The organism is Streptomyces sp. CRN 30 (assembly GCF_034105845.1).
The window spans coordinates 16,793-42,808 of sequence record NZ_JAVRHI010000057.1 but is presented as its reverse complement, the minus strand read 5'-3'; the positions used below and the strand labels follow the sequence as shown (position 1 = coordinate 42,808).

Annotated in this window: 22 protein-coding genes, 3 tRNA genes and 1 riboswitch; of the genes, 13 read left to right on the top strand and 12 right to left on the bottom strand. The window is 72.7% G+C overall.

The window, feature by feature from the left end; translation table 11 throughout:
• Window positions 1–3: 3 nt before the first annotated feature.
• Window positions 4–76: transfer RNA gene (locus UW392_RS05670), tRNA-Glu, on the bottom strand.
• 80 nt (window positions 77–156) lie between these two features.
• Window positions 157–1,803: a metallophosphoesterase gene (locus tag UW392_RS05665; protein WP_320773751.1), complete on the bottom strand. Its 1,647-nt coding sequence runs from the start codon at window positions 1,801–1,803 to the stop codon at window positions 157–159.
• Window positions 1,804–1,918: 115 nt separating this feature from the next.
• On the opposite strand from UW392_RS05665, the gene UW392_RS05660 reads away from it, so the two are divergent.
• The 3 genes from UW392_RS05660 to UW392_RS05650 all read left to right on the top strand — a co-directional run bounded on the left by UW392_RS05660 (window position 1,919) and on the right by UW392_RS05650 (window position 5,436).
• A complete protein-coding gene (locus tag UW392_RS05660; protein ID WP_320773750.1) occupies window positions 1,919–2,269 on the top strand; it encodes a metallopeptidase family protein in 351 nt (116 codons plus the stop codon).
• Between the two features lie 126 nt (window positions 2,270–2,395).
• Window positions 2,396–2,941, top strand: coding sequence for a hypothetical protein (locus UW392_RS05655; RefSeq protein WP_320773749.1), 546 nt, complete (start codon window positions 2,396–2,398; stop codon window positions 2,939–2,941).
• 290 nt (window positions 2,942–3,231) lie between these two features.
• Window positions 3,232–5,436, top strand: a complete 2,205-nt coding sequence (locus tag UW392_RS05650) for a DEAD/DEAH box helicase (protein ID WP_320773748.1) — start codon at window positions 3,232–3,234, stop codon at window positions 5,434–5,436.
• 185 nt (window positions 5,437–5,621) lie between these two features.
• Here the strand turns inward: UW392_RS05650 and UW392_RS05645 are convergent, their stop codons facing one another.
• The 3 genes from UW392_RS05645 to UW392_RS05635 are packed head-to-tail and all read right to left on the bottom strand — an operon-like array spanning window position 5,622 to window position 9,426.
• Window positions 5,622–7,907: a xanthine dehydrogenase family protein molybdopterin-binding subunit gene (locus tag UW392_RS05645; protein ID WP_320773747.1), complete on the bottom strand. Its 2,286-nt coding sequence runs from the start codon at window positions 7,905–7,907 to the stop codon at window positions 5,622–5,624.
• Complete coding sequence (locus tag UW392_RS05640; RefSeq protein WP_320773746.1) at window positions 7,904–8,893, bottom strand: xanthine dehydrogenase family protein subunit M; 990 nt, start codon at window positions 8,891–8,893, stop codon at window positions 7,904–7,906. Before UW392_RS05640 ends, UW392_RS05645 begins: the two co-directional genes overlap by 4 nt.
• 2 nt (window positions 8,894–8,895) lie before the next feature.
• Window positions 8,896–9,426, bottom strand: coding sequence for a (2Fe-2S)-binding protein (locus UW392_RS05635; protein WP_320773745.1), 531 nt, complete (start codon window positions 9,424–9,426; stop codon window positions 8,896–8,898).
• Window positions 9,427–9,730: 304 nt separating this feature from the next.
• Between UW392_RS05635 and UW392_RS05630 the strand changes: the two genes are divergently transcribed.
• Together UW392_RS05630 and UW392_RS05625 are read left to right on the top strand one after the other, a co-directional pair.
• On the top strand, window positions 9,731–11,287 hold the full coding sequence (locus UW392_RS05630; RefSeq protein WP_320773744.1) for an amino acid permease: 1,557 nt from the start codon (window positions 9,731–9,733) through the stop codon (window positions 11,285–11,287).
• Window positions 11,288–11,388: 101 nt separating this feature from the next.
• Window positions 11,389–11,461 (top strand) — tRNA-Lys (locus UW392_RS05625).
• A gap of 51 nt (window positions 11,462–11,512) precedes the next feature.
• Here UW392_RS05625 and UW392_RS05620 read toward each other — a convergent pair.
• The 4 genes from UW392_RS05620 to UW392_RS05605 form a co-directional block, all read right to left on the bottom strand.
• Window positions 11,513–13,693, bottom strand: coding sequence for a protein kinase domain-containing protein (locus UW392_RS05620; protein ID WP_320773743.1), 2,181 nt, complete (start codon window positions 13,691–13,693; stop codon window positions 11,513–11,515).
• A 201-nt stretch (window positions 13,694–13,894) separates the two neighbouring features.
• Window positions 13,895–14,365, bottom strand: coding sequence for a hypothetical protein (locus tag UW392_RS05615; protein ID WP_320773742.1), 471 nt, complete (start codon window positions 14,363–14,365; stop codon window positions 13,895–13,897).
• Complete coding sequence (locus UW392_RS05610; RefSeq protein ID WP_320773741.1) at window positions 14,362–15,111, bottom strand: hypothetical protein; 750 nt, start codon at window positions 15,109–15,111, stop codon at window positions 14,362–14,364. Before UW392_RS05610 ends, UW392_RS05615 begins: the two co-directional genes overlap by 4 nt.
• 149 nt (window positions 15,112–15,260) lie before the next feature.
• The gene (locus tag UW392_RS05605) at window positions 15,261–15,518 is read right to left on the bottom strand and encodes a winged helix-turn-helix domain-containing protein (protein ID WP_320773740.1); all 258 of its coding nucleotides are present in this window, start codon (window positions 15,516–15,518) and stop codon (window positions 15,261–15,263) included.
• A gap of 311 nt (window positions 15,519–15,829) precedes the next feature.
• On the opposite strand from UW392_RS05605, the gene UW392_RS05600 reads away from it, so the two are divergent.
• Window positions 15,830–16,138, top strand: a complete 309-nt coding sequence (locus UW392_RS05600) for a hypothetical protein (protein ID WP_320773739.1) — start codon at window positions 15,830–15,832, stop codon at window positions 16,136–16,138.
• Here UW392_RS05600 and UW392_RS05595 read toward each other — a convergent pair.
• Window positions 16,135–16,659 (bottom strand): hypothetical protein, encoded by a 525-nt coding sequence (locus tag UW392_RS05595; RefSeq protein ID WP_320773738.1) that lies wholly within the window; start codon window positions 16,657–16,659, stop codon window positions 16,135–16,137. The two genes, UW392_RS05600 and UW392_RS05595, sit on opposite strands and share 4 nt — an antisense overlap.
• A gap of 281 nt (window positions 16,660–16,940) precedes the next feature.
• Between UW392_RS05595 and UW392_RS05590 the strand changes: the two genes are divergently transcribed.
• Window positions 16,941–18,149 carry an NAD(P)/FAD-dependent oxidoreductase gene (locus UW392_RS05590; RefSeq protein ID WP_320773737.1) on the top strand — a complete coding sequence of 403 codons (1,209 nt, stop codon included), beginning with the start codon at window positions 16,941–16,943 and terminating at the stop codon, window positions 18,147–18,149.
• A complete protein-coding gene (locus UW392_RS05585; protein WP_320773736.1) occupies window positions 18,146–19,054 on the top strand; it encodes an RNA polymerase sigma-70 factor in 909 nt (302 codons plus the stop codon). Before UW392_RS05590 ends, UW392_RS05585 begins: the two co-directional genes overlap by 4 nt.
• A gap of 1 nt (window position 19,055) precedes the next feature.
• Here the strand turns inward: UW392_RS05585 and UW392_RS05580 are convergent, their stop codons facing one another.
• Together UW392_RS05580 and UW392_RS05575 are read right to left on the bottom strand one after the other, a co-directional pair.
• On the bottom strand, window positions 19,056–19,700 hold the full coding sequence (locus UW392_RS05580; RefSeq protein ID WP_320773735.1) for a GTP cyclohydrolase II: 645 nt from the start codon (window positions 19,698–19,700) through the stop codon (window positions 19,056–19,058).
• A 149-nt stretch (window positions 19,701–19,849) separates the two neighbouring features.
• Window positions 19,850–20,368 carry a MarR family winged helix-turn-helix transcriptional regulator gene (locus tag UW392_RS05575; protein WP_320773734.1) on the bottom strand — a complete coding sequence of 173 codons (519 nt, stop codon included), beginning with the start codon at window positions 20,366–20,368 and terminating at the stop codon, window positions 19,850–19,852.
• Between the two features lie 64 nt (window positions 20,369–20,432).
• On the opposite strand from UW392_RS05575, the gene UW392_RS05570 reads away from it, so the two are divergent.
• The 5 genes from UW392_RS05570 (at window position 20,433) to UW392_RS05550 (ending at window position 25,943) form a co-directional block, all read left to right on the top strand.
• The gene (locus UW392_RS05570) at window positions 20,433–21,569 is read left to right on the top strand and encodes a dihydrofolate reductase family protein (RefSeq protein WP_320773733.1); all 1,137 of its coding nucleotides are present in this window, start codon (window positions 20,433–20,435) and stop codon (window positions 21,567–21,569) included.
• Window positions 21,570–21,701: 132 nt separating this feature from the next.
• Window positions 21,702–22,919 carry an alginate lyase family protein gene (locus UW392_RS05565; RefSeq protein WP_320773732.1) on the top strand — a complete coding sequence of 406 codons (1,218 nt, stop codon included), beginning with the start codon at window positions 21,702–21,704 and terminating at the stop codon, window positions 22,917–22,919.
• A gap of 95 nt (window positions 22,920–23,014) precedes the next feature.
• Window positions 23,015–23,088 (top strand) — tRNA-Met (locus UW392_RS05560).
• A 179-nt stretch (window positions 23,089–23,267) separates the two neighbouring features.
• Complete coding sequence (locus UW392_RS05555) at window positions 23,268–24,470, top strand: PP2C family protein-serine/threonine phosphatase (protein ID WP_320773731.1); 1,203 nt, start codon at window positions 23,268–23,270, stop codon at window positions 24,468–24,470.
• Window positions 24,471–24,724: 254 nt separating this feature from the next.
• Window positions 24,725–24,885, top strand: a riboswitch (cyclic di-AMP (ydaO/yuaA leader).
• Window positions 24,886–24,896: 11 nt separating this feature from the next.
• Entirely contained in the window at window positions 24,897–25,943 is a 1,047-nt protein-coding gene (locus UW392_RS05550) for a M23 family metallopeptidase (RefSeq protein WP_320773730.1), read from the top strand.
• Window positions 25,944–26,016: the final 73 nt, after the last annotated feature.

Below are 26,016 nucleotides of genomic sequence, written 5' to 3'. Positions count from 1 at the left end.
GCGTGCCCCCAACGGGATTCGAACCCGTGCTACCGCCTTGAAAGGGCGGCGTCCTAGGCCGCTAGACGATGAGGGCTATCGGCCCGCCTGGGCGCTTCTCAGCGCGTCGGGGACGTGAGAAGCATATGGGATGGCGGGAGGGATCGCCAAAACGGTTTACGGAGACGGGGTCGGGGAGGTGCCTTCGGCCGTGGGAGACCCCGTGGGCGAGTCCGTGGGGGACGGGGACGCGCCCGGCTGGTTCTCCTTCGGGAGGTGGCGGCTGACCTCGGCCGTGGTCAGGCCGAGCCCGCCCAGCTCAATCTCGTCCCACGCCTGGAGACGGCGGCTGTCCCGGTCGAGGTAGAGGATCGACGCCTGGATCGGGTCGGGGTGTTTCCCCTCGACGGCGCGCAGCCCGCTGCCGCCGGTGGAGCCCTCTATCCGCAGCCGGGTGCCGTACTTCATGACCTCCGTCTTCTCGTGGTGGATGTGGCCCGCCAGGACCAGCGGCACCTCGCCGTCCACCTCGCGGGCGGCGGACGGCTCGTGGGCGATGGCGACGTCCACCGGCGTGCCCGCCGCCGACTGGTCGTGCAGGGCCGAGGCCAGGCGGGCGCCGGCCAGTTCCTGGGACGCCTCCGCGCCGGGCCGGTTCGAGCGGTCCGGGGTGAACTGGGGGTCGCCGATGCCCGCGAAGCGGATGCCGGCCACAGTGCGGGCCCGGCCGTCGTCCAGGACGTGGACGTTCTCCATGTCCTCCAGGTAGCGCTGGGTCTCCATCGAGTCGTGGTTGCCGCGGACCCAGACGTACGGGGCGCCCAGGTCCTCGATCGGGTCCAGGAAGCCGTTCTCGGCGGCCGTGCCGTGGTCCATCGTGTCGCCGGAGTCGACGATCACGTTCACCTGGTACTGCTCCACCAGCGAGGCGATGATCTTCCAGCTGGCCGGGTTGAGATGGATGTCCGACACGTGCAGCACGCGCAGGGTGGTCGGGTCGGGCTGGTAGGCGGGGAGCGTGGAGGTGACGTCGTAGAGCTTGGTCACGTTCGTCACCAGGCGGGCCAGCTCCTTCTGGTAGACGTCGAACTCCGTGACGATGGAGCGGGCGTTGCCCACCAGGGACGGCGCGGAGGAGAGCAGGCCGGAGAATTTCGGCTCCAGGACCGAGTCCGGTTTCCAGGTCGCGTACGCCGTCCCGCCGGACGCCAGCAGCAGGCTCAGGGCGAGGCCGCCGGCCGCCAGGGCGCGGCGCGGGCGGCGGTAGACCGCGAGGCCCAGGGCGGTGGCGCCGGTGACGACGGCGACCCCCGAGCGCAGCGCCAGGCCGAGGGTGCCGCGCGCGACGTCGTCGGCGACCTCGTCCTGGAGGCCGGAGAGCCGTTCGGGGTGGTCGACCAGGGCCTGGGCGCGGTCCGGGTCGAGTTGGTCGACGTTGACGTCGAGCCGTACGGGCGCGACGTGGCTGTCCAGCTCCAGCGCCCCCAGCGGCGACACATTGATCTTCGTCCCGCCGGAGAAGGAGGGGCGCAGGGTCATCGTCGTGTCCATGGGCCCGACCGGCACCCGTACGTTCCCCACCACCAGCAGACCCAGCCAGGCGCCGAGCAGGACGACGGCGGTCAGGCCCAGGGCGCGGACCAGCGGGTGGGGACGGACCGCCGCCGGGTCGAGAGCGGTCGCCGGGTCGAGGGTGGCCGCCGGGCCGAGGGCGGCCGTCCGCGCGGGGGGCCGGGGACGGGTCCGGGAACGCCGGACGAGAGCGAGCGGCGCCCTCCCGGCGCGGTGGAGGACGTGCAGGGCAGCGGCGGGGACGCGGGCCATTGGTCGCGTATGCCCACGTCCCCCGGGGGATATGCGGGAGGCGCTCCGCTCGCCGCGGCTGTGTCGTACCCGACAAGGCGTGCCCGACGGGGGACCCGTGTTCGACAATGGGTCCGTGCTGGAGATGACGCGCGAGGAGTTCGAGGAACTGGTCGCCGAGGCCCTGGACCGGATCCCGCCGGAGCTGACGCGGCTCATGGACAACGTCGCGGTGTTCGTGGAGGACGAACCGCCGGCGGACGACCCCGAGCTGCTCGGGCTCTACGAGGGGACGCCGCTCACCGAGCGCGGCGAGTGGTACGCGGGCGTGCTGCCCGACCGGATCACGATCTACCGGGGGCCGACCCTGCGGATGTGCGAGACCCGCCAGGACGTCGTCGCGGAGACCGAGGTGACCGTGGTCCACGAGATCGCGCACCACTTCGGCATCGACGACGAGCGGCTGCACGCCCTCGGTTACGGCTGAGCAGCTACGGCTCAGCACCGCCACGCCGGGCCGCGTGTCCTCTTGCGGGTGAAGGGAGTTGGGTACCACGACCCCCTGACGCCCCGGAGGTGGCCGCCCGTGCGCCCCTTGTACGTGCCCGTCCGCTTGTATGTTCCCGTCCGTCTGGCCGCCACGGCCGTGGCCGTCGCCGCCGCCGCGGGCTGCATGAGCGTGGGCGAGGACGCGCCGGGTGCGGGCGGCCGGTCCCCGCACTCGGCGGGGGAGCGCGGCGCCGAGGTCTCCGAGGACGGCAGGGTCCTGCCGGGCGGTGGCGCCGGGGCCGGAACCGCGGCGGGCGCGGACCGGGCCGGGCGCGGCAAGGGGGAGAAGGGCAAGGACGGGGACGGGAAGAGGGGCGGGGACGACGACGAGGACGACGGCGGGTCCGGCTCGTCCCGCTCGCCCCGGCCGTCCGAGCCGGCCGCCGGGTCCGTCCCGGCCCACGACGAGCCCGACGGGCCCACGCCGCCCCGGCCCGCCGACCCGGAGCCCACCCGTACGCCCGATCCCGTACCGGAGCCGACCGGCGAACCGCCGGCGGAACCGACGCCGGAGCCGACCGTCGCCGAGCCGTCCTCGTCGGCGCACGAGCCGCCGAATCCGCAGCTTGAGCAGCGGGAACCGGCGCCGCGCGCGGGCGCGCCGGTCTGACGCGCAACGGTCCGCCGACCCGGTGCGTACTGGTCTGCCGACCCGACGCGCACCAGGTCCGCCGACCCGGCGTGCACCGGGTGCCGGGGGCCGGTTTGCATTCGGGGGTGGTGGGTGCGTATGGTGGTAGATCGTTTGATCCCATTTGCCCGGCGCCAACGCAGAGCGCGCCGTGTGGCGCGTACTCTCCCTTGCCGTGGTGGACCGCATTGAGGCGGTCGTATTGCGAATCGCGAATCACGGAGTTGACGGGCGCGTGCCGACGAGACTCCGGAAGGTTTCGCATTCGCATGTCCATCGCCAGTACTGATCACGTCGTCGTGCCCGAGAGCACCGAGGACACCACCGCCGTCGAGGCCGTCGAGGCTCCCGAGGTCACTGAAGCCGACGAGGCCGTCGAGGCCGGCGCGGCTCCCGAGATCACCTTCGCGGAGCTCGGTCTGCCCGAGGGCGTCGTGCGCAAGCTCGCGCAGAACGGCGTCACCACCCCCTTCCCGATCCAGGCCGCGACCATCCCGGACGCCCTGGCCGGCAAGGACATCCTCGGCCGTGGCCGCACCGGCTCCGGCAAGACCCTCTCCTTCGGTCTGCCGACCCTGGCCTCGCTGGCCGGCGGCCGTACCGAGAAGAAGAAGCCCCGCGCCGTCATCCTGACCCCGACGCGCGAGCTGGCCATGCAGGTCGCCGACGCGCTCCAGCCCTACGGCGACGTCGTGGGCCTGCGGATGAAGGTCGTCTGCGGCGGCACCTCCATGGGCAACCAGATCTACGCCCTGGAGAAGGGCGTCGACATCCTCGTCGCCACCCCGGGCCGGCTGCGCGACATCATCAACCGCGGCGCCTGCTCCCTGGAGAACGTCGAGATCGCCGTTCTCGACGAGGCCGACCAGATGTCCGACCTGGGCTTCATGCCCGAGGTCACCGAGCTGCTCGACCAGGTCCCGGCGGGCGGCCAGCGGATGCTGTTCTCCGCGACCATGGAGAACGAGATCAAGACCCTCGTCGACCGGTACCTGACCGACCCGGTCAGCCACGAGGTCGACGCCGCCCAGGGCGCCGTCACCACGATGTCCCACCACATCCTGGTCGTGAAGCCCAAGGACAAGGCGCCGGTCACCGCGGCCATCGCCTCCCGCAAGGGCCGCACCATCATCTTCGTCCGCACCCAGCTCGGCGCCGACCGCGTCGCCGACCAGCTGCGCGAGGCCGGGGTGAAGGCCGACGCGCTGCACGGCGGCATGACGCAGGGTGCCCGTACCCGCACCCTCGCCGACTTCAAGGACGGCTACGTCAACGTCCTCGTCGCCACCGACGTCGCCGCGCGCGGCATCCACGTCGACGGCATCGACCTGGTCCTCAACGTGGACCCGGCCGGCGACCACAAGGACTACCTGCACCGGGCCGGCCGTACGGCCCGCGCGGGCCGTACCGGCACGGTCGTCTCCCTCTCCCTGCCGCACCAGCGCCGCCAGATCTTCCGGCTGATGGAGGACGCGGGCGTCGACGCCGGGCGCCACATCATCCAGGGCGGCGCCGCCTTCGACCCCGAGGTCGCCGAGATCACCGGCGCCCGGTCGATGACCGAGGTCCAGGCCGAGTCCGCGGGCAACGCCGCGCAGCAGGCCGAGCGCGAGGTCGCGTCCCTCACCAAGGAGCTGGAGCGGGCGCAGCGCCGCGCGAACGAACTGCGCGAGGACGCCGACCGCCTCGTGGCCCGGGTCGCGCGCGAGCGCGGCGAGGACCCCGAGACGGCGATCGCCGAGGCGGCGGCCGCGGCCGAGACGACCGAGACGGCCGAGGTCTCCCTGCCGGAGCAGCCGGCGGCGCGGGACGTCGAGCGGATCGAGCGGCCCGAGCGCCGCGACGACCGCGGTGGCCGGTCCTTCGAGCGCCGTGACGACCGTGGCGGTTTCAACCGCGACCGCGACCGTGACCGCCGCGACGACCGTGAGGGCCGTTCGTTCGAGCGCCGTGACGACCGGGGCGGTTTCAACCGCGACCGCGACCGTGACCGCCGTGACGACCGCGGTGGCTTCAACCGTGACCGCCGCGACGACCGTGGCGGGCGTGGCTTCGAGCGCCGTGACGACCGGGGCGGTTTCAACCGCGACCGCCGTGACGACCGTGGTGGCTTCCGTCGCGACGAGCGTCGTGACGACCGTGGCGGCCGTTCGTTCGAGCGCCGTGACGACCGTGGTGGCTTCCGTCGCGACGACCGCCGCGACGAGCGTCGTGACGACCGCGATGGCCGGTCCTTCGAGCGCCGTGACGACCGGGGCGGTTTCAACCGCGACCGTGACCGCCGTGACGAGCGCGGTGGCCACCGCGGCAGCGACCGTCCGTTCAACCGCGACCGCCAGGGCGACCGCCCCGGCTACCGCGCCGGCGGCAGCGACCGTCCCTACGGCCGCCGTGACGACCACCGCGGTGACCACCGCGGCGGCGCGTCCTTCGGCCGCCGCGACGACAAGCCGCGCTGGAAGCGCAACGGCTGATCACGCGGCCGACGGCGGCTGACGCGCCCAGGCGCCCAGGCGCCCAGGCGGCCAGGCGGCCAGGCGGCCAGGCGGCCAGGCGGCCAGGCGGCCAGGCGGCCAGGCGGCCAGGCGGCCAGGCGGCATTGAGCACTGTGGCCCCCACCCGGGTTCGGCGAGTTCCCGGGTGGGGGCCACAGCCGTTGTCAGAGCATGAGCTGATCGATCGTGAAGGGAACGGAGCGCAGCCGGCGCCCGGTGGCGTGGTGGATCGCGTTGCCGATGGCCGCGGCCACCCCGACCAGTCCCACCTCGCCGACCCCCTTGGTGCCCACGGTGGTCGCCCGGTCGGGCTCGCCGACGAAGAGCACCTCCAGATCGGGGACGTCCGCGTTGACCGGCACGAGGTAGTCGCCGAACGTGGCGTTGGCGATGCGCCCCGTGTCCCGGTCGGTGACCGTCTCCTCGAACAGGGCCTGACCGATCCCGCCGACGGTGCCGCCGATGATCTGACTGGTGGCGGTCTTCACGTTGAGGATGCGGCCGCCGTCGACGACAGAGACCACCCGGACCACCCGCAGCCGCCCCAGCTCCGGGTCGATCCGGATCTCGACGAACTTCGCCGCGAACGCCCCGGCGGGGGCCATGCCCAGCTTCTCGGCCTCGGGCGGCGTGCTGCGGCCGTCCGCGCTCAGCTCCTCCAGGCCGTGCCGGGCCAGGATCTCGGCGTACGACTCCCCCTGGTCGGGCCGCCCGGCGAGGTGCAGGCGCCCCCCGGCGGCGGTCACCTGCTCGGGCGTGGCACCGCGCAGCGGGGAGGCGTCGTCGTCGCGCACCACGTCGAGGAAGTCCCGCACCAGACGCCGGCAGGCGGCGTCCACGGCGTCCGCGAGCGCCCCGGTGAGCCCGGAGCCGCCGGCCGACGGCGCGTACGGCATGTCCGAGTCGCCGAGGCCGAACCGCACCCTGCCGGTGTCGAGCCCGAGCAGCTCGGCCGCGAGCTGGGTCATGACCGTGTACGTCCCGGTGCCGATGTCGGTCGCGGCGCTGCGCACGTACGCCGAGCCGTCGCGGCGGACGGACGCGCGGGCCTGGCTCGTCCACGGCCAGTACGGGTACGACACGGACGCCAGGCCGTAGCCGATGAGCCGGTGGCCGTCCCGCATCGACCCCGGTTCAGGGGTACGCCGCGACCAGCCGAACCGCTCCGCGCCCAGGAGGTAGCAGTCCCGCAGGGCGTTGCTCGACCAGGGCAGGCCGGAGAGCGGGTCCACCCGCGCGAGGTTGCGCAGCCGCAGGTCGAGCGGGTCCGTACCGAGGGCGTGGGCCAGTTCGTCGATGGCGGTCTCCAGGGCGAAGTTGCCCTGTCCGATGGCGGGCGCGCGCATGGAACCGGGGGAGGGGATGTGGAGCCGCGCCAGCCGGTCCCGGGTCAGCGCGGCGGGGCAGGCGTAGGCGACCGCCGAGCAGAGGGACACGGGTTCGAAGTCGTCGTCCTCCATGGCCGCCGACGACAGGCCATGGTGCTCCACGGCGGTCAGCTCACCGTCCCGGCTCGCGCCGATCCTGATCCGCTGGGAGCTGTCGGGCCGGTGGCCCACCGAAGTGAACATCTGGGGGCGGGTCAGGACCAGTTTGACCGGACGCCCCAGCTCGCGCGCGGCCAGCACGGTGAGGAGGACGTGCGGCCACACCCGCAGTCCGGCGCCGAAACCGCCGCCGACGAAGGGCGCGAGGACCCGGACGCCGCTCTCGGGCACCTTGAAGATCGCGGCCAGTGAGGTACGTACGTTGTGCGTTCCCTGCGTGGAGTCGTGCACCGTGAGCGTGTCGCCCTGCCACGCCGCGAGGGTGGTCATCAGCCCGAGGGGGTTGTTGGTGTTGTCGGGGGTGGTGTAGGTGCCCTCCACGACGACGTCCGCGCGGTCGAACCCCGCGGTGACGTCGCCGCGTTCCGTGTCCAGTCCCCAGGGGTCGGTGACGGTCTCGGCGCGGGGGTCGGCCGGGTCGAGTACGGCCTTGCCCGTCTCGTAGGCCACGTCCACCAGCCGTGCGGCGTGCCGGGCCTGCTCCGCGGTCTCGGCGACGACGATCGCCACGTGCTGCCCGTGGTACAGGACGCGGTCGTCCTGGAGCGGCGCCGGCGGCGACGGGCCCAGCAGCGTCATCGGGCCGCGCTCCAGCCGCGGTGCGGTCAGATGCGTGATGACGTCCAGGACGCCCGGCTCCGCCAGCGCCCGGGACACGTCGATGCCGGTGATCCGCCCGGCGGCGACGGTGCTGCCCACCAGCGCGGCGTGCGCCGTGCCGGGCAGGGTGAAGTCGTTCGGGTAGCGGGCCGCGCCGGTCACTTTCAGCGGGGCGTCCACGCGGTCGATCCCGGCGCCGAGGACCGTGCCGGTGCCGAGGACCGTGCCGGTGCCGGTGCCGGTGCCGGTGCTGCTGCCTGTGTCGGTGCCCGTGCCTGTGTCGGTGCTGCGGTCTGTAGTCATGACGGCACTCCAGAGGCGGTTTCCAGGGCGCGTACGAGAGTGCGCTTGGCCAGCTCCACCTTGAACGCGGTGCCGGGCAGCGGCCTGGCGCCCTCCAGCGCCGCCTCGGCCGCCGCCCGGAAGACGTCCTCGCCCGCCCGGACCCCGCGCAGGGCGTCCTCGGCGCCCCAGCACCGCCAGGGCACGGTGCCGACTCCGCCCAGTGCCACGAACGCCTCCCGCACGACTTCGCCGTCGTGCACCAGGGCCACCGCGGCCGAGGTCAGCGCGAACTCGTACGACATCCGGTCGCGCACCTTGAGGTAGTGCGAGCGGGCCGTCGCGGGCAGCAGCGGAATCTCCACCGAGGTGATCAGCTCACCGTGCCGCAGGACGTTCTCGACGTGCGGGGTGTCGTCCGGCGGCAGGTAGAACCGCGTCAGCGGGACGGCCCGGGTACCGTCCACGCCCTGGACGTGCACGACCGCGTCGAGGGCGGTGAGCGGCACCGCGACGTCCGAGGCGTGCAGGGCGACGCAGTGGTCGCTGGTTCCGAGGATCGCGTGCATACGGGCCGCGCCGACGATGGCCGCGCAGCCGGAACCGGGGGAGCGTTTGTTGCACGCCTCGACGGTGGGGTCGCGGAAGTACCGGCAGCGGGCCCGCTGGAGCAGGTTGCCGCCGACGGTGGCCATGTTGCGCAGCTGCACCGACGCGCCGAGCAGCAGGGCCTCGCGTACGAAGGGCAGCCGGTCCCGGACGACGGGGTCGGCGGCGAGTTCCTCCATCGTCGTCAGCGCGCCGACCCGGACGGCCGAGTCGGTGTGCGTGACGCCGTGGAGCGGGAGCGCGGTGATGTCGACGAGCCGCTCGGGCGCCAGGACCCCGTCCTTCATGAGGTCGAGCTGGGTGGTGCCGCCGGCGAGGAAGGAGGTGTGCGGATCGGCGCTCACCAGGGCTGTGGCCTGCTCTGCCCCGCTGGCCCGGACGTAGCTGAAGGGCCGCATGGTCAGCGCCCTCCCGTCGCTGTCGCCGCCGTCTCGCGGATCGCCGCGCGGATGTTCGGGTAGGCGCCGCAGCGGCACAGGTTGCCGCTCATGAACTCGCTGATGTCCTCCTCCGAGCCGGCCCGCCCCTCCGCCACCAGACAGACGGCGGAGACGATCTGGCCCGGTGTGCAGTAACCGCACTGCAGCGCGTCGTGCCGGGCGAAGGCCGTCTGCATGGGGTGCGGCGCGCCGTCGGCGGGCAGCCCCTCGACCGTGGTGATCTCCCGCCCCTCGTACTGGGCGGCCAGGGCGAGGCAGGCCACGATGCGCTTGCCGTCGGCCATCACCGTGCAGGCGCCGCACGCGCCCTGGTCACAGCCCTTCTTCGCGCCGGTGAGCCCGAGATGGTCGCGCAGCGCGTCGAGGAGGGTGACGCGAGTGTCGATACGGACGGCGTGGGAGACGCCGTTGACCGTGAGGGTGATGTCGACGTGCGGTGGGTCGGGTGGCGACTGTCCGGAGGGGTGTGTACCCGTTGCTGCCTGCTTCATCGGGCCTCGTTTCTACGTCCGGGAGACAACGTCGACGGCGCGCGTGCGGGTGCCGGGTGCCGGGTGACTGACCGAAAGCGGAACTGGGCGGAGACGGAACTGGGCGGAGACGGCGCTGGGCGGAACTGACGCTGGGCGGAACTGGCCGAGCGGCCGACAGTCTGCCCGGCGCCGCGCCCGGCGTCACGACGTACGTCGGCCGAAAAGGAGACCGGCGCGGAGCCGCTCGCACCGTCCGCCGCGGGACCCGCCCGGCCACTGCTCCGAAGTGTGTCGCACCCGCGGGCTGGGAATTGCTGGGGGCATGACAGATGACGGCAGAAGCGGCGCCGGTCCGGCCGGAGCGGGCGGGCTCTCGGACGAGGAACGGCTGGCCCAGCTCGGCTACACCCAGGTCCTGGCCCGGCGCATGTCGGCGTTCTCCAACTACGCGGTCTCCTTCACGATCATTTCGGTCCTGTCCGGCTGCCTGACCCTGTACCTGTTCGGCATGAACACCGGCGGCCCCGCCGTCATCACCTGGGGCTGGGTCGCCGTCGGCCTGATGACGCTCCTCGTCGGCCTGGCGATGGCCGAGATCTGCTCGGCGTACCCGACCTCGGCGGGCCTGTACTTCTGGGCGCACCGCCTGGCGCCGCCCCGTACGGCCGCGGCCTGGGCGTGGTTCACGGGCTGGTTCAACGTGCTGGGCCAGGTCGCCGTGACCGCGGGCATCGACTTCGGCGCGGCGTCGTTCCTGGGGGCGTACCTGAACCTCCAGTTCGGCTTCGAGGTCACTCCCGGCCGTACGATCCTCCTCTTCGCCGCGATCCTGATCCTGCACGGCTTGCTGAACACCTTCGGCGTCCGCGTCGTCGGCCTGCTGAACAGCGTGAGCGTGTGGTGGCACGTGGTGGGCGTGGCCGTCATCGTCGGCGCGCTGACGTTCGCGCCGGACCACCACCGGTCGGCGGGTTTCGTCTTCGGCGAGTTCGTCAACAACACGGGCTGGGGCAGTGGCCCGTACGTGGTCCTTCTCGGTCTCCTGATGGCCCAGTACACCTTCACCGGCTACGACGCCTCCGCCCACATGACGGAGGAGACCCGCAACGCGGCGACGGCCGGCCCGAGGGGCATCGTCCGCTCCATCTGGACGTCCTGGATAGCCGGCTTCGTCCTGCTCCTGGGCTTCACCTTCGCGATCCAGTCCTACGAGGGGGCCCGCACGTCCCCGACGGGCGCGCCACCGGCCCAGATTCTCCTGGACGCCCTCGGCGCGACGGCCGGCAAGCTCCTGCTGCTCGTGGTCATCGGCGCGCAGCTCTTCTGCGGGATGGCCTCCGTCACCGCCAACAGCCGCATGATCTACGCCTTCTCCCGGGACGGCGCGCTGCCCTTCTCCCACGTCTGGCACACGGTGAGCCCGCGCACCCGCACACCGGTCGCGGCGGTCTGGCTGGCGGCCCTGGGAGCGCTCGTCCTGGGACTGCCGTACCTGATCAACGTGACCGCCTACGCGGCGGTGACGTCGATCGCCGTGATCGGCCTCTACATCGCCTACGTCGTCCCGACGCTGCTGCGCGTCCGCAAGGGCGCGGCCTTCGAGCGGGGGCCGTGGCACCTGGGCCGCTGGTCCCAGGTGGTCGGTGTGACGGCGGTGGTGTGGGTCGCCTTCATCACGGTGCTGTTCATGCTGCCGCAGGTCTCCCCGGTCACGCGGGACACCTTCAACTACGCGCCGATCGCGGTCCTGGTCGTCCTCGGCTCCGCGGCGACGTGGTGGTGGGCGTCGGCCCGCCACTGGTTCCTCAACCCGGACCACGAACGGACCCGGGCCCGCGCGGCGGCCCACGTGAACGCCCCCGAACCGGTCGATCCCTGACCCGTCACCCCCGCGACGCACCCCCGCGACGCGGCCACGACCCTGATACCCGATCGGCTCCGGGGCCACGTGGGGCTATGCTCGGGGAGGCAACATCGCCTGGGCCCTTAGCTCAATTGGCAGAGCAGTGGACTTTTAATCCATTGGTTGTGGGTTCGAGTCCCACAGGGCCTACGGACACGGCGTCCGGGCCGGCTTCGGCCGGGCCGGGCGCCGTCGGCGTGTTCAGGTGCGGATGGCGATGACCTTGTCGCCCGTCGCGGCGTAGAGGGTGCCGTCGGTGACCGCCAGGTCGCGTACGCCGCGGGCGGTGGGGAGTTTCCAGCGGCGGCTGCCGTTCGCCGCGTCCACCGCGAACACCGCCCCGCTGCCCGCGCCCTCGCTCGGCCCGCTGCCCGCGTAGAGCGTGCCGCGGGACTCGGCGAGCGCGTTGACCGGTTTGCCCGTGGGGAAGGACCAGCGCTGATTGCCGCTGGCGGTGTCCACGGCGATCACGGCCCCCTTGTCGGCGGAGGCCGCGGTGTCGGTGTAGACGGTGTCGCCGGCCACCGCGAAGACGCTGCCGCCCTGTTCGACGGGGATTTCCCACCGCTTCTCGCCGCCGGCCGCGTCGACGGCGAACATCATTCCCTCGGTCGCGACGCCGTCGGCGGGGGTGGCGCCGGAGTACACCGTGCCGTCGGCCACCGCCACGGTCCACAGGAGCCAGCCCGAGGGGGCGAACCTCCAGACCAGCTCGCCGTCGGCCGCGGCGAGGGCGACGGCTCCGCCGCGCTCCACGGCGGCGTACACGGTGTCGCCGGCCACCACCGTCTCGCCCACCGCGGCGCCGTCGGTCGGGAACGACCAGCGCTGCTTCCCGCCCGCCGCGTCCAGGGCGATCACGGCGTCGGAACTGCCGCCGAAGACGTCGATGTTGCCGAGGTAGACGGTGTCGCCGGCCACCGCCAGCGTCTGCACGCTCCAGCCGGGACGGCCGCCGTCCGCCTTCCAGCGCTGCCTGCCGTCGGAGGTGTTCAGGGCGTACGCGCCGCTGCCGGCGAGGTAGGGAGCGAGGTAGAGCACGTCGCCCGCCACCGCCAGCGGGCCCACGCTTCCCGCCGCGGGCACCTTCCAGCGCCGCTTCCCGCCCGCCGCGCGGAGCGCGAACACGCTGCCCTTCTCGCCGTCGTCGATGCTGCCGCCCGCGTAGACCGCCCCGTCGGCCACCGCCAGCGACACGATGTCCTCCCCGAGGACCGACGTCCAGCGCGCGCGGCCCGGACGGACGGCGGCCGCACCGGCGGAGGCCCCCCGCTTCCGCCCGTCGCCGTCCGGGGAGTCCCCGTCGGCGAGGAGCTGCCACCCCGCGATCCCGGCCGCCGCGACGACCGTGGTGCCGGCGATCCCGGTCAGCAGCCGGCGCCGGGTGAGACCGGACGGCGGGCCGTCGACGGGCGTGCGCGCGTCCGGCGGTGCCGCGCCGCCCGACGGGTCGGTGGCGGTGACGGCCTCGTGCACGGGTACGGGTACGGCCCGCGCGCTCTGCGTCTGTACGCCCTCGGCGTGGTCCCGGATCAGCCGGGTCACCGGCGGCGGCAGCCACCCCGCGGCCTCGTCGGCGGTGGGGCGGCGCAGCCCGGCGAGGAGCTGCGCGGGCGTGGGCCGGGCCTCGGGTCGACGCGCCAGGCAGTGCCAGACCAGGGGATACAGGGGCGCCGGTACGTCGGTGAGGTCGGGATCCTCGTGGACGACGCGGTAGAGCAGTTCGAGGCTGCCGCCCGTGCCGAAGGGGTTGGCGCCGGTGACGGCGTACACCACGACCAGCCCGAGGCAGAAGATGTCGCTGGGCGGCCCGACCGGCTCGGACTTGGCCTGCTCGGGGGAGGCGAAACCGGGGGTGCCGACGACCTGTCCGGTGCCGGTCAGGGCGGTCTCCTCCACGGCGCGGGCGATGCCGAAGTCGATGACGCGGGGACCGTCCGCCGTGAGCAGCACGTTGGAGGGCTTGAGGTCGCGGTGGACGAGCCCGGCGGTGTGGACGGCGGCCAGCGCCTCGGCCAGTCCCCGGGCGAGCATGAGCGCGCTGTGCTCGGGCAGCGGTCCGTACGCGTGGACGGCCTGGGCGAGGGAGGGACCGGGCACGTACTCGGTGGCCAGCCAGGGGACCGGGGCCAGGGGATCGGCGTCGACCACGGCGGCGGTCCAGAAGCCGCCGACCCTCCGCATCGCCGTGATCTCCTGCGCGAACCGCTGCCGGAAGCGGTCGTCGTCGGCCAGCTCCCCGGAGACGACCTTGATCGCGACCAGCCGCCCGCCGGGCGAGCGCCCGAGGAAGACCCGCCCCATGCCGCCCGCCCCCAGCCGCCCCAACAGGACGAACGGCCCGACCTGCGGCGGATCGCCCGCCTTCAGCGTGTGCAGCATGAGCATCCCCCTTACACGGGGCGACGCCAGGAACTCCGTTGCTGCTGGAATCTACGGGCCCACCCCGCGACTCGGACGACGCCCGGCGGTGCCGGCGCGGTCGCCCATGGGGAGAGTATGGGACAAATCCCGGGTACGGGACAGACCGGGGCGTCAGCCGGCCGTTCCGGCCGGGCCCGCTCGACGATCACGCGGACCGGATCAGGGGCGGGGACGCACGCCCATGCGCTCAGCGGCGCGGACAAGTCGTTGCTCCAGTTCTTCCCTGGAGGTGAACTTCATCCCGTTCCGGGACATTGTGTACGCCCAGGGCCCCGGCGTACCGGTGAGCTCTCGAATCTCGGGCAGCAGGTTGTTGAAGATCTGCAACTGGTCGACAGTGCGCAGATTGTTATTGGCGTAGACCAGGTAGCGGGAGCGGTGCTTGAGGACCGCGGCGATCTCGGTCGGGCGGGAGCTGGAAAGGATCTTCTTGTCGGCTCCGACGCAGATCCGTCCCTCCGCCGTAGCTTCTGCCAGCCAGGTCTCGTCACCGACGCTCTCAGCGGCCTTCACGCCGTACCTCTCGCCGATGGACATCGTGTCAGGGCACAGATCCTTGACCCCTTTGACGAAGTCGTCGCCGTTGGTGCTGCGGTCCAGGAAGAGCCGGAGCTGCGGCAGGCCCCTCATCCGGCGAGTCGAATGTAGTGGTCGACCTCGGCGACTTGGTCCTCGGGCAGTCCCTGAGCGGCGGCGGCTTCTTCGTACGGAACGCCTTCGGTGAGTGCGGCCTCGACCAGGGAGAGCGGGACGCCGTTGTGCACGAAGTAGGGCTGCCCGAAGTTGACGTCCGGCTTGACCGCGATCCTCGCGACCTCCCAGCCGGGCAGCAGTACCCGGTTGGCGTAGCCGGCCACCCCGTCGGAGTCGTAGCTGATCTGCTGCATGTACCGCTCGACCACCTCGCGGAACACGTACTGCCCGTTGCGCAGGACGACCACCTTGCGAGGTTCGATGCGTTCCTCTCCGTCGAGGTGGTCGCTCACCTCGTAGAGCAGCTCGGCCCCGTCGGTGTACAGACGCCGGGATGCCAAGGCGTGCTCCACTCCGAGTTCGTCTCGGACCAGTTCCAGTGCCGGGCGGATCTTCTGCATGGGCACGTTGGCTGCCCTCAACGCGGAGAGGAACATGCCCTCGGCGAGTCCGATGAAGGGGACGGACGCGCCGGTACGCGGATCCCCCAGCGCGGTGATCAGAGGGGCACCGGTGACATCCGGGCGGTCAGGGAAGTGATTGCGATAACCGCGCGCCCATGAACGGAACGTCGATGACGGAGTGCGGAGGTAGCGGGCCGCAGCTTCCTGGGAGTACAGCGGTACGTCAAAACGGGTGTCCGTGTCGAGGAACGCGCCGATCAGAGCGTCGATGTCCGCCACGATCCACCTCCTTCTCGCCTACTCCCACTGTGCCCGTTTCCAGGCGACCGGTCAGTGCCCGCACAGTAGCCGTAAGACGCCTGTGCGGGCGGAACTTCACGGTATGAGCAGCCGCAAGGCGTACTGGCCGACATTCGAGGACTCCCCGGTTACGTGCCCTCGGCGGAGCTGTCAGCTTCCTTCGGCATTCCGATCACGTACGTCCCCTTCGCCGGCAACGTCGCCACCAGTCCTCGTTTCCGTAGCTCGACGATGGCGCGGCGCACGGTGCCGATGCTCACCCCGTGCAACTCCGTCATGGCGCGCTCGCCCGGCAGCGCAGCGCCCTGGGGCAACTTCCCGGACGCCATGTCCGCCGCAAGGGCATCGGCGAGTTTCACGTACTCGTAGCGCGGAAGCTCACTCATCCCCCCACCGTGCCGCAGCTTGCTGCGGACCGCAGTGGCAGAACGCGTCCCGACGCGGTGGCACGTAGTGGGGTGCAGGGGGACGCGGTTACCGATATGGTCGAAAGAACAGACCCCGGCGAGGTGACCAGACCTCCCGGGGCGTGGCCAACGCTTATCAGGAGCGCCGACGTGTACGACCTTATCCGCCGCCCCCTCCACGGGATGCGCCTTCTCTTCGCCCGTGGCACCGGGAAGCGGCGCCGCGCGGACCGCCGGATCGAACGTTGCCCGCGCTGTGCGCCGCCCTTCGCGGGGAAGGCGGCCGCCTGATGCGCTACCTCCCCCACGACGACAGCCGCCCCGCATCCACCCCCCGTCTCCTGCCCTGGCCCTCCCCCGACGGCAGAGCCTGTTACCTCGTCACCGGTGAGGACGGCGGTGGGCGGCTGGCTCGGCTCGCTGATGACATGGAGGCCATGCAGCTCCGCACGGCCGGCGACGTGCTGGGGCTCGCCCGGCCGCTGCTCGACGAGCCCGACTCCCCGTCCACCGAACTGCGCTACGCGGGACTCCGCCTCGCCGAGTGTCTGACCGACGTTCTGCGGGTCGCGGAGTCCCGGGGTGCGCGGCTCGGCTAGACGAACGGCACCGCGTCCGCCCGGTCCGCGTGCCAGTTCGTCGCGACCGGGCGGTCCACCAGCACCGTGTCCGGGAGGACGAGAGTCACCGCGTTGGCCTCGTCGCCCGTCACCGACAGGTGGATGCGGTCGAACTCGATGCCGTGGTTGTTGTTGGTCGACTTGGGGCTGATGCCGGCGTACGCCGCCTTGGAGCCGGTCAGGACGATGTCGTCGGAGACGGCCTGCTCGGCCGGGCCCACCTCCGTGGCGGCGGACGAGCCGTAGGACGCCGACGGGTAGACGCCCTCCAGCACGCAGGTGACCCCCTTCTTCGCCTTGGCGGTCACGAGGTCGTAGCCGCCGGCCTGCGTCTGGGCGGTGACCTTGAAGGTCAGGTCGCCGGTCGTGCAGGCCCGGGGGGTGGTGCTCGCGGTGCCCGCGGTGGCCGCCGTCGTCGCCGTCGCGGTGAGGGCCACCGCCGCCGCGGCCGTGGCGAGGAAGAGGCGGGCGGAACGGGTGGTGAGGCGTGAACGCAGCATCGAGGACTCCAGGAGCTGAGGTGTCGTGGCCGGCGGGTCACCGGCCTGACCGCAGCTTGTGCGGTGATTCGTCCCAGCCGCCACGGATGACGGTCACTCCGGGACGCTGGGACGGTCGAACGGGGTCTGACCTGGAGGGATGGCAGTCCCCTGGGACGGAGGGCGGGGACGGTCCCACCCCGCCGACAGCCTGGTGACGGGCGTCACAGCCCGTTCATGTCACGAACACCGGCCCCTCTTCCATCCCCTGCTCGTCAACCGCCCCAGGGAGAGGCCAAGCCATGAACGAGCAGCAGACAGCCGACGTGACAACCCCCCACCGTGTCCTCGTCCTCGGCGCCGGATACGCCGGTCTGGCCGCCGCCGTCCAGCTCGCCGCCCGGACCCGGCGGCGCCCCGACGTCCAGGTGACCCTCGTCAACGCCACGGAGCGCTTCACCGAGCGGCTCCGGCTGCACATGGCGGCGACCGGACAGCCGCTCGCCGAGCTGAGCGTCCCGGAACTGCTGGACGGCACGGGCGCGGAGTTCGTCCAGGGCTGGGTGACCGCCGTGGACGCCGCCGCGCGGACCGTACGGATCGACGACGATCGGGTGCTGCGCTACGACACCCTCGTGTACGGGCTCGGCGGCGTGCCCGACGCCTCCGCCGTGCCCGGCGTCGAGGAGCACGCCCACTCCCTGGCCGGCGTACCGGAGGCGGAGACGCTCGCCGCGCGGCTCGCGGAAATCGGCGGCGGCACGGTCGTCGTCGTGGGCACCGGGCTCACCGGTGTCGAGTCGGCCGCCGAGATCGCCGAGCGGTACCCGGCCGCCGACGTCCTCCTGGTGGGGCGGGACGAGCCCGGCGCCGCCATGACGGCCGGGGCCGCGGCCCACCTGCGAGCCGCCCTCGACCGGCTCGGTGCGACCGTTCGCGGCGCGACCGAGGTCGTCAAGGTGCTGCCCGACGCGGTCGAGCTGGCCGGCGGGGAGACCGTCGCGGCCGATGTCGTCCTGTGGACCGGCGGGACGCGGACCTCGCCGCTCGCGGCCGCCGCCGGGCTCGCCGTCGACGGGAGCGGCCGCATCCTCACCGACAGCGCGCTGCGGTCGGTCTCTCACCCCGAGGTGTATGCCGTCGGCGACGCGGCCGCGGTCCGCCAGGGGTACGGCGTCCTGCACGGCACCTGCCAGAGCGGCATGCCGACCGGCGTGCACGCCGCCGTCTCGATCCTGCGCACACTGAAGGGCAAGCGGCCCAAGCCCTTCCGGTTCGGCCACTACCACACGCCGGTCAGCCTCGGACGGAACGACGCCGTGGTGCAGTTCACCCGTTCCGACGACAGCCCCCGGCGCATTCACCTGACCGGTCGTACGGCTGTCCGGTACAAGGAGACGGTGACCGCCTCCCCCTGGCCGACCTACGGCCGTATGAAGAAGATGCCCGCCTCGGGCGCGTTCTGGCCGCGCGGCGGCCGTTTCACGCGGGGGACGGATGAGGCCCGGTGAACGCGGCCGGACAGGACGTCTTCCACCAGTACCGCACCCTGCTCTTCTCCGTCGCCTACCGGGTCCTCGGCTCCGCCGCCGATGCCGAGGACGCCGTGCAGGACGCCTGGCTCAAGTGGTCCGCCGCCGACCGTTCCCAGGTCGCCGAACCCAAGGCGTACCTGACCCGGATCGTCACCAACCTCGCCCTCGAACGGCTCCGTTCGGCCCGGCACAAGCGCGAGACCTACGTCGGCCCGTGGCTGCCCGAGCCGATCCTGACGACCGGTGACGCGGGCGACCCCGCGGTGGACGCCGAGTCGGTGTCCATGGCGATGCTCGTGGTGCTGGAGACGCTCAGCCCGCTGGAGCGCGCCGTCTTCGTGCTCAAGGACGTCTTCGGCTTCAGCCACGCCGAGATCGGGCAGGCCGTGGACCGTTCCGAGGCCGCCGTACGGCAGGCCGCGCACCGGGCGCGGGAACACGTCCAGGCCCGCCGGCCCCGCTTCACCGCCGACCGCTCGCGGCAGCGCCGGGCCACGGAGCGGTTCTTCGCCGCCGCGACCGGCGGGGACATCAACACGCTCATGGAGCTGCTCGCCCCGGACGTCACCCTGTGGACCGACGGCGGCGGCAAGGTCCGTCAGGCGCTGCGCCCGGTGGTGGGCGCGCAGACGGTGGCCTCCTGGTTCGCGGCCATCGGCACCGTCACCTACCAGGGCGTCGAGCCCACCGACATGCGTGCCGAGATCGCCGAGGTCAACGGCGGTCCGGGCATCGTCTTCCGGGCCCCGGACCGCGTGATCGCCACTGTCACCCTCGCCTTCGGCGCCGACGGCCGGATCACCGCCGTCCACAACGTGGCCAACCCGGACAAGCTCCGGGCCGTCGCGGACGGCACCGCACACGACATGGGGAGGCGGTGAGTCACCCCGCGGTCCGTTCCCCCAGCTCACTCAAGTCCGCCAACGGCAGCGTGTGTTGGGTCTGAAGCACCTTCGCCCGCAGATAGCGCACGTTGTGGTCGGTCCTGAACACGCCCGTCGGCACCCGGTCCCGGACCTCCGCCCCGAGGGCCCGCAACTGCTCCGCCTTGTCGGGGTTGTTGGAGAGCAGGTCGAGGGAGTTGATCCCCAGCGCCCGCAGCATCTGCGCCGCCGCCGTGTAGTCGCGGGCGTCCTCCGGCAGACCGAGGGCCGCGTTGGCCTCGTAGGTGTCGAGGCCGCGGTCCTGGAGCGCGTACGCGTCGAGCTTGTTGTAGAGGCCGATGCCGCGGCCCTCCTGACGGAGGTAGAGCAGCACGCCGCCGCGCTCGGCGATGCGCTCGACCGCCTCGCGCAGCTGCGGACCGCAGTCGCAGCGCGCCGAGCCGAACACGTCGCCGGTCAGGCACTCGGAGTGCAGTCGAACCAGCGGCACCGGGCCGGGATCGCCGAGGACGACCGCCAGGTGCTCGCGGCCGTCGACCAGGTCGTGGAAGGTGACCATCTCGGTGTCGACGCTGTAGCCGTCGTGGAAGCGCAGCGGCACCCGGACGCGGGCACGCTGCGAGGCGGCGGGGAAGTCGGGCATGGGGCCTCCGCAGAACTGCATGTGCTTCAGTTTTGAAGCATCACCGTGTTCCGGACCCTACCTCCTGCTTGAAAGTTGAAGCAACGCTTCCAGGAGATCCCGGAAAAGCTGCCACACCGCCGTCACGAACACGACGGTGACGACCGTCGTCACGAACACGGCGGCGACGACCGCCGTCGCCACGGCACCTCGTCCGCCGCCGCCCGCTCCCCGTCGTCCCCCTGCAACCCCCGGGCCACGGACCCGCAGATCTCCTCCAACTGCCCCACCTGCTCCTCGGTGAGCCGGTCGAAGAGGAGGGACCGTACGGTCTCGACGTGGCCCGGCGCCGACCGCTCCAGCGCCGCGATCCCCTCGTCGGTCAGCGCCGCCACGCTGCCCCGGCCGTCCCCGCGGCACGCCTCCCGGCGGACCAGGCCGTCCTTGGCGAGGCGCGTCACCGCGTACGTCAGCCGGCTGCGGGTGATCTTCGAGCGCTCGGCCAGATCGGTCATCCGCAGGCGCCGCTCCGGCGCCTCCGACAGGTGCGCGAGGATCGAGTAGTACAGGTGCGGCATCCCGGCGTCCTGCTGGAGCTGCCGGTCGATCGCGTCCTCCAGCAGGAGCGTCGCGGCGACGTACGCGCGCCAGGCGCGCTGCTCCGCGGGAGTGAGCCAGCGAGTCGTCATACGTCCAGTGTAGGTTTGCTTAAAACTTGAACCAAGCACCCCAGAGACCAGAGGGAACGCGCCGATGCCCCACCCCTTCGTCCTCCTCTCCGCCGCCGTCTCCCTCGACGGCTACCTGGACGACACCGGGCCGGAGCGCCTCCTGCTCTCCTCCCCGGCCGACTTCGACCGCGTCGACGAGGTCCGCGCCGGGGCCGACGCGATCCTCGTCGGCGCGGGGACCATCCGGGCCGACAACCCGCGGCTGCTCGTCAACGACGCCGGGCGACGCGCCGCCCGTGCCGAGGACGGGCGGCCCCCGTACCCCCTCAAAGTCACCGTCAGCGGGTCGGGTGAACTGGACCCCGCGGCGAAGTTCTGGCACACGGGCGGGGACAAGGTGCTGTACACCACCGACCGGGGCGCCGCGCGGGCCCGTTCCCTCGGGATCGCCGCCGACATCGTGCCGCTGGGGACGGCGGTCGAGTGGTCGGCCGTACTGGAGCACCTCCACGCCCACCACGGCGTCCGGCGGCTCATGGTCGAGGGCGGCGGCACCGTCCACACCCAGCTCCTGCGCGCCGGTCTCGCCGACGAACTCCAGCTCGTCGTCGCCCCGCTGCTCGTCGGCGACCCCGGCGCCCCCCGCCTCTTCGGCCCCGGCGACTACCAGCGCGGACGGCTGCGGCTCGTGGAGAGCCGGCAGATCGAGGACGTCGTCCTCATGACCTACCGGCCCACCGCACCCGGCACCGGCGCCCACGTCACCGCCGCCGACCGGCACTGGCTGGCCCTCGCCTGCGAACTGGCCGCACTCTGCCCGCCCTCCCGTACGGCGTTCAGCGTCGGCGCGGTCGTCGTCGCGGCCGACGGCACCGAACTGGCCCGCGGCCACTCCCGGGAGGGCGACGACCCCGTCGTGCACGCCGAGGAGGCCGCCCTCGCCAAGGCCGACCCCACCGACCCGCGGCTCGCCACCGCCACCGTCTACTCCAGCCTCGAACCCTGCGCCCGCCGCGCCTCCCGGCCCGCGCCCTGCGCCCGGCTGATCCTCGACGCGGGGATCGGGCGGGTCGTCACGGCCTGGCGCGAGCCGGACACCTTCGTCACGGACGCCGACGGCAGCGGACTCCTGGCCGCGGCCGGGGTGCGGGTGCTCGAACTGACCGAGTACGAGGCGGCGGCCAAGGCACCCAACCGCCACCTCCTCGGGAACGACTGACCGAGGGACGACTGACCGAGGGGACGACTGGTCGAGGGGACGACTGACCGAGGGGCCGATCGGCCCAACCCGCCCTGCGCCGGCCCGCCCGCACCGGCACGCTGCCAGTGACCGACGACGCGGAGGTGGGCGGTGGGCAGGACGGCAGTGCGCAGAGGAACGGCACTCGTGGTGGCGGGGCTGGTCGCGGTGGCGGTCGCCGGGTGCGGGCAGGAGTCCGGCCGCGCGATGACGCGGGCGCTCGCCGCCGACGCCGAGTTCACCCATCCCGGTGTCCTCGTCAGCGAGGCCCAGCTGGACACCGTACGGAAGAACACGACCGCCGGGCGGCAGCCGTGGCTCTCCGCCTACCTGACCATGCGGGACAGCCCGTACGGGTCGTACCGGCACAAGGCGCGGCCGTTCGCGACCGTCCACTGTCCCGGCGGGAAGAAGGCCGGACGGGGCTGCGAGGAGGAGCGCGAGGACGCCATCGCCGCCTACACGCAGGCCTTGCTGTTCGGCGTCACCGGCAAGGAGCGGCACGCCGTCAAGGCCCGGCAGATCATGGACGCCTGGTCGGCGAAGCTCACGGAGCACACCGGGGACAACGCCGGTCTCCAGGCCGGCTGGACCGCCTCCACCTGGGCGCGGGCCGCCGAACTCGTCCGCCACACGCCCGGCGCGGGCTGGCCGGAGGGCCGGGTCCGGCGGTTCGGGACCATGCTGCGCACCGCGCACCTGCCCGAGCTGACCGAGAAGGTCCCCGACCACAACGGCAACTGGGACCTCATCGCCACCGACGGCGCGATCTCCGCCGCCGTCTTCCTCGACGACCACAAGACGTTCGACCGGGCCCTCAAACGGTTCCGGGACCGGGTGCCCGCCTACTTCTACCTGGAGAAGGACGGCGAGCTGCCGTTCACCCCGGCCGGCAGCAGCATCGCCACCCAGAAACGGCTCGTCTCGTACTGGCACGAGCAGAAGACGTTCAAGGACGGCGTCACCCAGGAGACCTGCCGCAACTTCGCCCACGTCGGCTACTCCATCGCCGCCACCGCCCACATCGCCGAGACCGCCTGGCACCAGGGCGTCGACCTGTACGGCGAGGTGCAGGACCGGCTCACCGCCGCGCTGGCGCTGCACGCCCGGCAGCAGGCGGCCGGCACCACGCCCCGCTGGCTCTGCGGCGGCAAGGTCGAGCGCAACCTCGGGCCCGACCTGGAGGTCGCCCTCAACCACCTGGAGAACCGGGCCGGCACCTCCGTGCCCGCCGCGCACAGGCTCGCGGCCAGGACCCGCCCCGCCGGGACCGACGACCTCTTCGTCTCCTGGGAGACCCTCACCCACGCCGGCAACCCGGGCCGATGACCCCGCCGGACGACCCGGCGGATACCGCGGACGAGGGGCGCGCGATACGCGTGTGACGAGCACCCCGCGGATGGCGTACACTGAAGACACAACGACGCGGGGTGGAGCAGCTCGGTAGCTCGCTGGGCTCATAACCCAGAGGTCGCAGGTTCAAATCCTGTCCCCGCTACTGAAGGCCGGAGGCCGGAATCCGACAGGGTTCCGGCCTCCGGTGCGTTTCCCCGCAGGCTCCCACGCGCCCGCGTTCATCCGTACGGCCCTCTGCGCTCGCCGCCCGCCCCCGCTCCGGGAACCCTGGACTGGCGGGACGGGAAGCGGCGGCGGGTACAGGTTGGCGGGAGGCGAGACGTGCGGCCTGGTGACGTGGGCGAGGGACCGTACGCCAGGGCCGGCGGCCGGCTGCCCGGCGATCCGGTGCCCGACCCCGGCCTCGGCGACGACGGCTCCGGAGCGACCCGGCTCCCGGGGCGCGCGGAAGGACGGCGGTTCACCTCCGCCCACACCCTCGTGCGCCTGCTCCCCCTGCTCCTCGTCGTCGTCGCCGTCGTCTACGACCTCCTCACCCCGCGCTACTTCACCGCGGGCCCCCTCTACACCGCCGCTCCGCTGCTCGCCGCGCCGCTCTACTCCCGGCGCGGCACCCTGTTCACCGGCATCGCCGTCGTCGGCGCGGTCATCGGCCTCCAGCTCTCCAAGGGCGTCGCCCACTACATCGACTCGATCACCGAGCTGGTGACCATAGCGACCGTCGCCGCGCTCGCCGTCCTCGTCAACGGCTTCGTCCGCCGCACCGACGAGCGGCTCGCCACCGCCCGCGAGATCGCCGAGGCGGCCCAGCGCGCCGTCCTGCCCCAGCCCGTCGAACGGCTCGGCGGCTTCGAGATCGCCGCCTGCTACGAGGCGGCCCAGGCCGACGCCTTCATCGGCGGCGACCTCTACGCGGTGCAGGACAGCCCGCGCGGCATCCGCCTGATCGTCGGGGACGTACGCGGCAAGGGGATGGGCGCGGTGGCCGCCGTCGCCGTCGTCATCGGGGCCTTCCGCGAGGCCGCCGAGCAGGAGGCGTCCCTGGAGGCGGTCGCCCAGCGGCTCGAACGGGCGCTGGCCCGCGAGGGCACCCGCCGCGAGGGACTCGACGCCTTCGAGGGGTTCACCACCGCCGTCCTCGTCGAACTCCCGCACGGCGACGGAGTCGTCCGCGTCGTCAACCGCGGCCACCCGCCACCGCTGCTGCTCTACGCCGACGGCCGCCTGCGCATGCTCAGCGCCCGCGAGCCCGCGCTGCCGCTCGGCATGGGCGAACTGGGCGTCTGGCCGGACCGCGCCGAGGAGACCACTTTTCCCAGCGGTGCCACCCTGCTGCTCTACACCGACGGTCTCTCCGAGGCCCGCGACGCCGACGGCGAGTTCTACGACCCGTGCGTCCGGCTCACCGGCCGCAGCTTCCGGCACCCCGAGGCGCTCCTCGACGTCCTCGCCGCGGACGTGCGCCGGCACTCCGGGGGCGGCATGGCGGACGACATGGCGCTGCTCGCCGTACGCCGTCCCTGACCGTTGTCACCGGGGGTGACGTGCCGAGCGCCCTCCGCATAACAACTGAGGCACGGTCAGCTTCAAGGGGTGGCGTAGATCGATTCCGTGGTGTGGCGGTACCGGGTCAACTCGCCCGGTTTTCGCCGGTCGTGCGGCCTTGGTTCCGGCGGGATCCCTTAATGATCAAGGGGAACGGCTTGGAATACGCACCTCGTGTCTATTAACGTTCGATAACGCAGCGCGGTCGTCCCAGCCGTCACAGAAGGCGGCTCCGTGCGCACGCGCCGAATCCCGTCAAAGGGAACCGGGGAACCACCACCTTGGGGTGAATCGCTCGTCCACGGCTGTGGAGACCACAGCCCGTATACGCGCGTAGGAGACCTTCCTGCTCCGAACCCGTCAGCTAACCCGGTAGGCGAGAAGGAAGGAAAGGAGTACGCCCACGTGGCGTCCAACCGGCCTGCCCCCGAGGCCCCGTTCCTGCCGGCCCAGCACGAGGGCGACACCTTCGGCTACGGCGGCTACCGCCCCGACGAGGGTCCCTTCGAGGAGTGGAACCCCACCGCCGAGTCCATCCGGCCCGTGCGCGGCAAGCACCGCGTCGCCAAGCAGCGCGGCGGACTCGCCCGCAGCTCCACCGTCCTCGGCGTCGGTGTCATAGCCGCCGTCGGCGCCGGCGGCATGGCCAGCGCGCAGACCGGCAAGCCGCCGGTCTCGATATCCATGCCCGACCTGCCGAACGTCGGCTCGCTCATCTCGGACGACGACGAGGCGGCCGCCGACGACACCGCCGTCGCCCCGCTCAGCTCCATCGCCGCCGTCGGCGCCGTCGCCTCCGACAGCGGTGAGGAGAGCGCGGACGCCGGCCAGGCACTGGTCGGGCGGATCATGGCGCAGGCCGAGCAGCAGCAGGACCAGGTCGACACCAAGGCCGCCGAGGAGGCCGCCGCGGCCGCCGAGAAGAAGGCCGCCGAAGCCGCCGCCGAGGCGGAGAAGAAGGCCGAGGCCAAGGCCGCCGCCGCCAAGAAGAAGGCGGAGGAGGAGGCCGCGAAGAAGGCCGAGGCCGAGCGGCTCGCCAAGCTCGCCGCGCAGTACGCCCTGCCGACCTCCTCGTACACGATCTCCTCGACCTTCGGGCAGGCCGGCGCGTACTGGTCCTCCGGCTACCACACCGGACTCGACTTCGCCGCCCCCACCGGCACCCTCATCAAGGCCGTCCACACCGGGACGATCACCGAGGCGGGCTGGGCCGGCTCCTACGGCTACCGCACGATCCTCACCCTCGACGACGGCACCGAGCTGTGGTTCTGCCACCAGTCCTCGATCAGCGTCAGCGTCGGCCAGCAGGTCAACACCGGCGACGTCATCGGCCGCGTCGGCGCCACCGGCAACGTCACCGGCGCCCACCTCCACCTGGAGGTCCACCCCGACGGCGCGGCCTCCGGCATCGACCCGATGGCCTGGCTGCAGAGCAAGGGCCTCAACCCGTAGGACCGTCCCGCCCCGAGAACCCCGGCGGTCCTGGCGACGACCCCCCGACGTCAGGGCTGCCGGTTCGGCGGGC

Bases quoted from the DNA above. Each gene is read 5' to 3' on its own strand.
- UW392_RS05665 (WP_320773751.1), bottom strand. From the start codon at position 1,803: ATGGCCCGCGTCCCCGCCGCTGCCCTGCACGTCCTCCACCGCGCCGGG.
- UW392_RS05650 (WP_320773748.1), top strand. From the start codon at position 3,232: ATGTCCATCGCCAGTACTGATCACGTCGTCGTGCCCGAGAGCACCGAG.
- UW392_RS05645 (WP_320773747.1), bottom strand. From the start codon at position 7,907: ATGACTACAGACCGCAGCACCGACACAGGCACGGGCACCGACACAGGC.
- UW392_RS05640 (WP_320773746.1), bottom strand. From the start codon at position 8,893: ATGCGGCCCTTCAGCTACGTCCGGGCCAGCGGGGCAGAGCAGGCCACA.
- UW392_RS05635 (WP_320773745.1), bottom strand. From the start codon at position 9,426: ATGAAGCAGGCAGCAACGGGTACACACCCCTCCGGACAGTCGCCACCC.
- UW392_RS05630 (WP_320773744.1), top strand. From the start codon at position 9,731: ATGACAGATGACGGCAGAAGCGGCGCCGGTCCGGCCGGAGCGGGCGGG.
- UW392_RS05620 (WP_320773743.1), bottom strand. From the start codon at position 13,693: ATGCTGCACACGCTGAAGGCGGGCGATCCGCCGCAGGTCGGGCCGTTC.
- UW392_RS05615 (WP_320773742.1), bottom strand. From the start codon at position 14,365: ATGAGGGGCCTGCCGCAGCTCCGGCTCTTCCTGGACCGCAGCACCAAC.
- UW392_RS05605 (WP_320773740.1), bottom strand. From the start codon at position 15,518: ATGAGTGAGCTTCCGCGCTACGAGTACGTGAAACTCGCCGATGCCCTT.
- UW392_RS05600 (WP_320773739.1), top strand. From the start codon at position 15,830: ATGCGCTACCTCCCCCACGACGACAGCCGCCCCGCATCCACCCCCCGT.
- UW392_RS05595 (WP_320773738.1), bottom strand. From the start codon at position 16,659: ATGCTGCGTTCACGCCTCACCACCCGTTCCGCCCGCCTCTTCCTCGCC.
- UW392_RS05590 (WP_320773737.1), top strand. From the start codon at position 16,941: ATGAACGAGCAGCAGACAGCCGACGTGACAACCCCCCACCGTGTCCTC.
- UW392_RS05580 (WP_320773735.1), bottom strand. From the start codon at position 19,700: ATGCCCGACTTCCCCGCCGCCTCGCAGCGTGCCCGCGTCCGGGTGCCG.
- UW392_RS05575 (WP_320773734.1), bottom strand. From the start codon at position 20,368: ATGACGACTCGCTGGCTCACTCCCGCGGAGCAGCGCGCCTGGCGCGCG.
- UW392_RS05570 (WP_320773733.1), top strand. From the start codon at position 20,433: ATGCCCCACCCCTTCGTCCTCCTCTCCGCCGCCGTCTCCCTCGACGGC.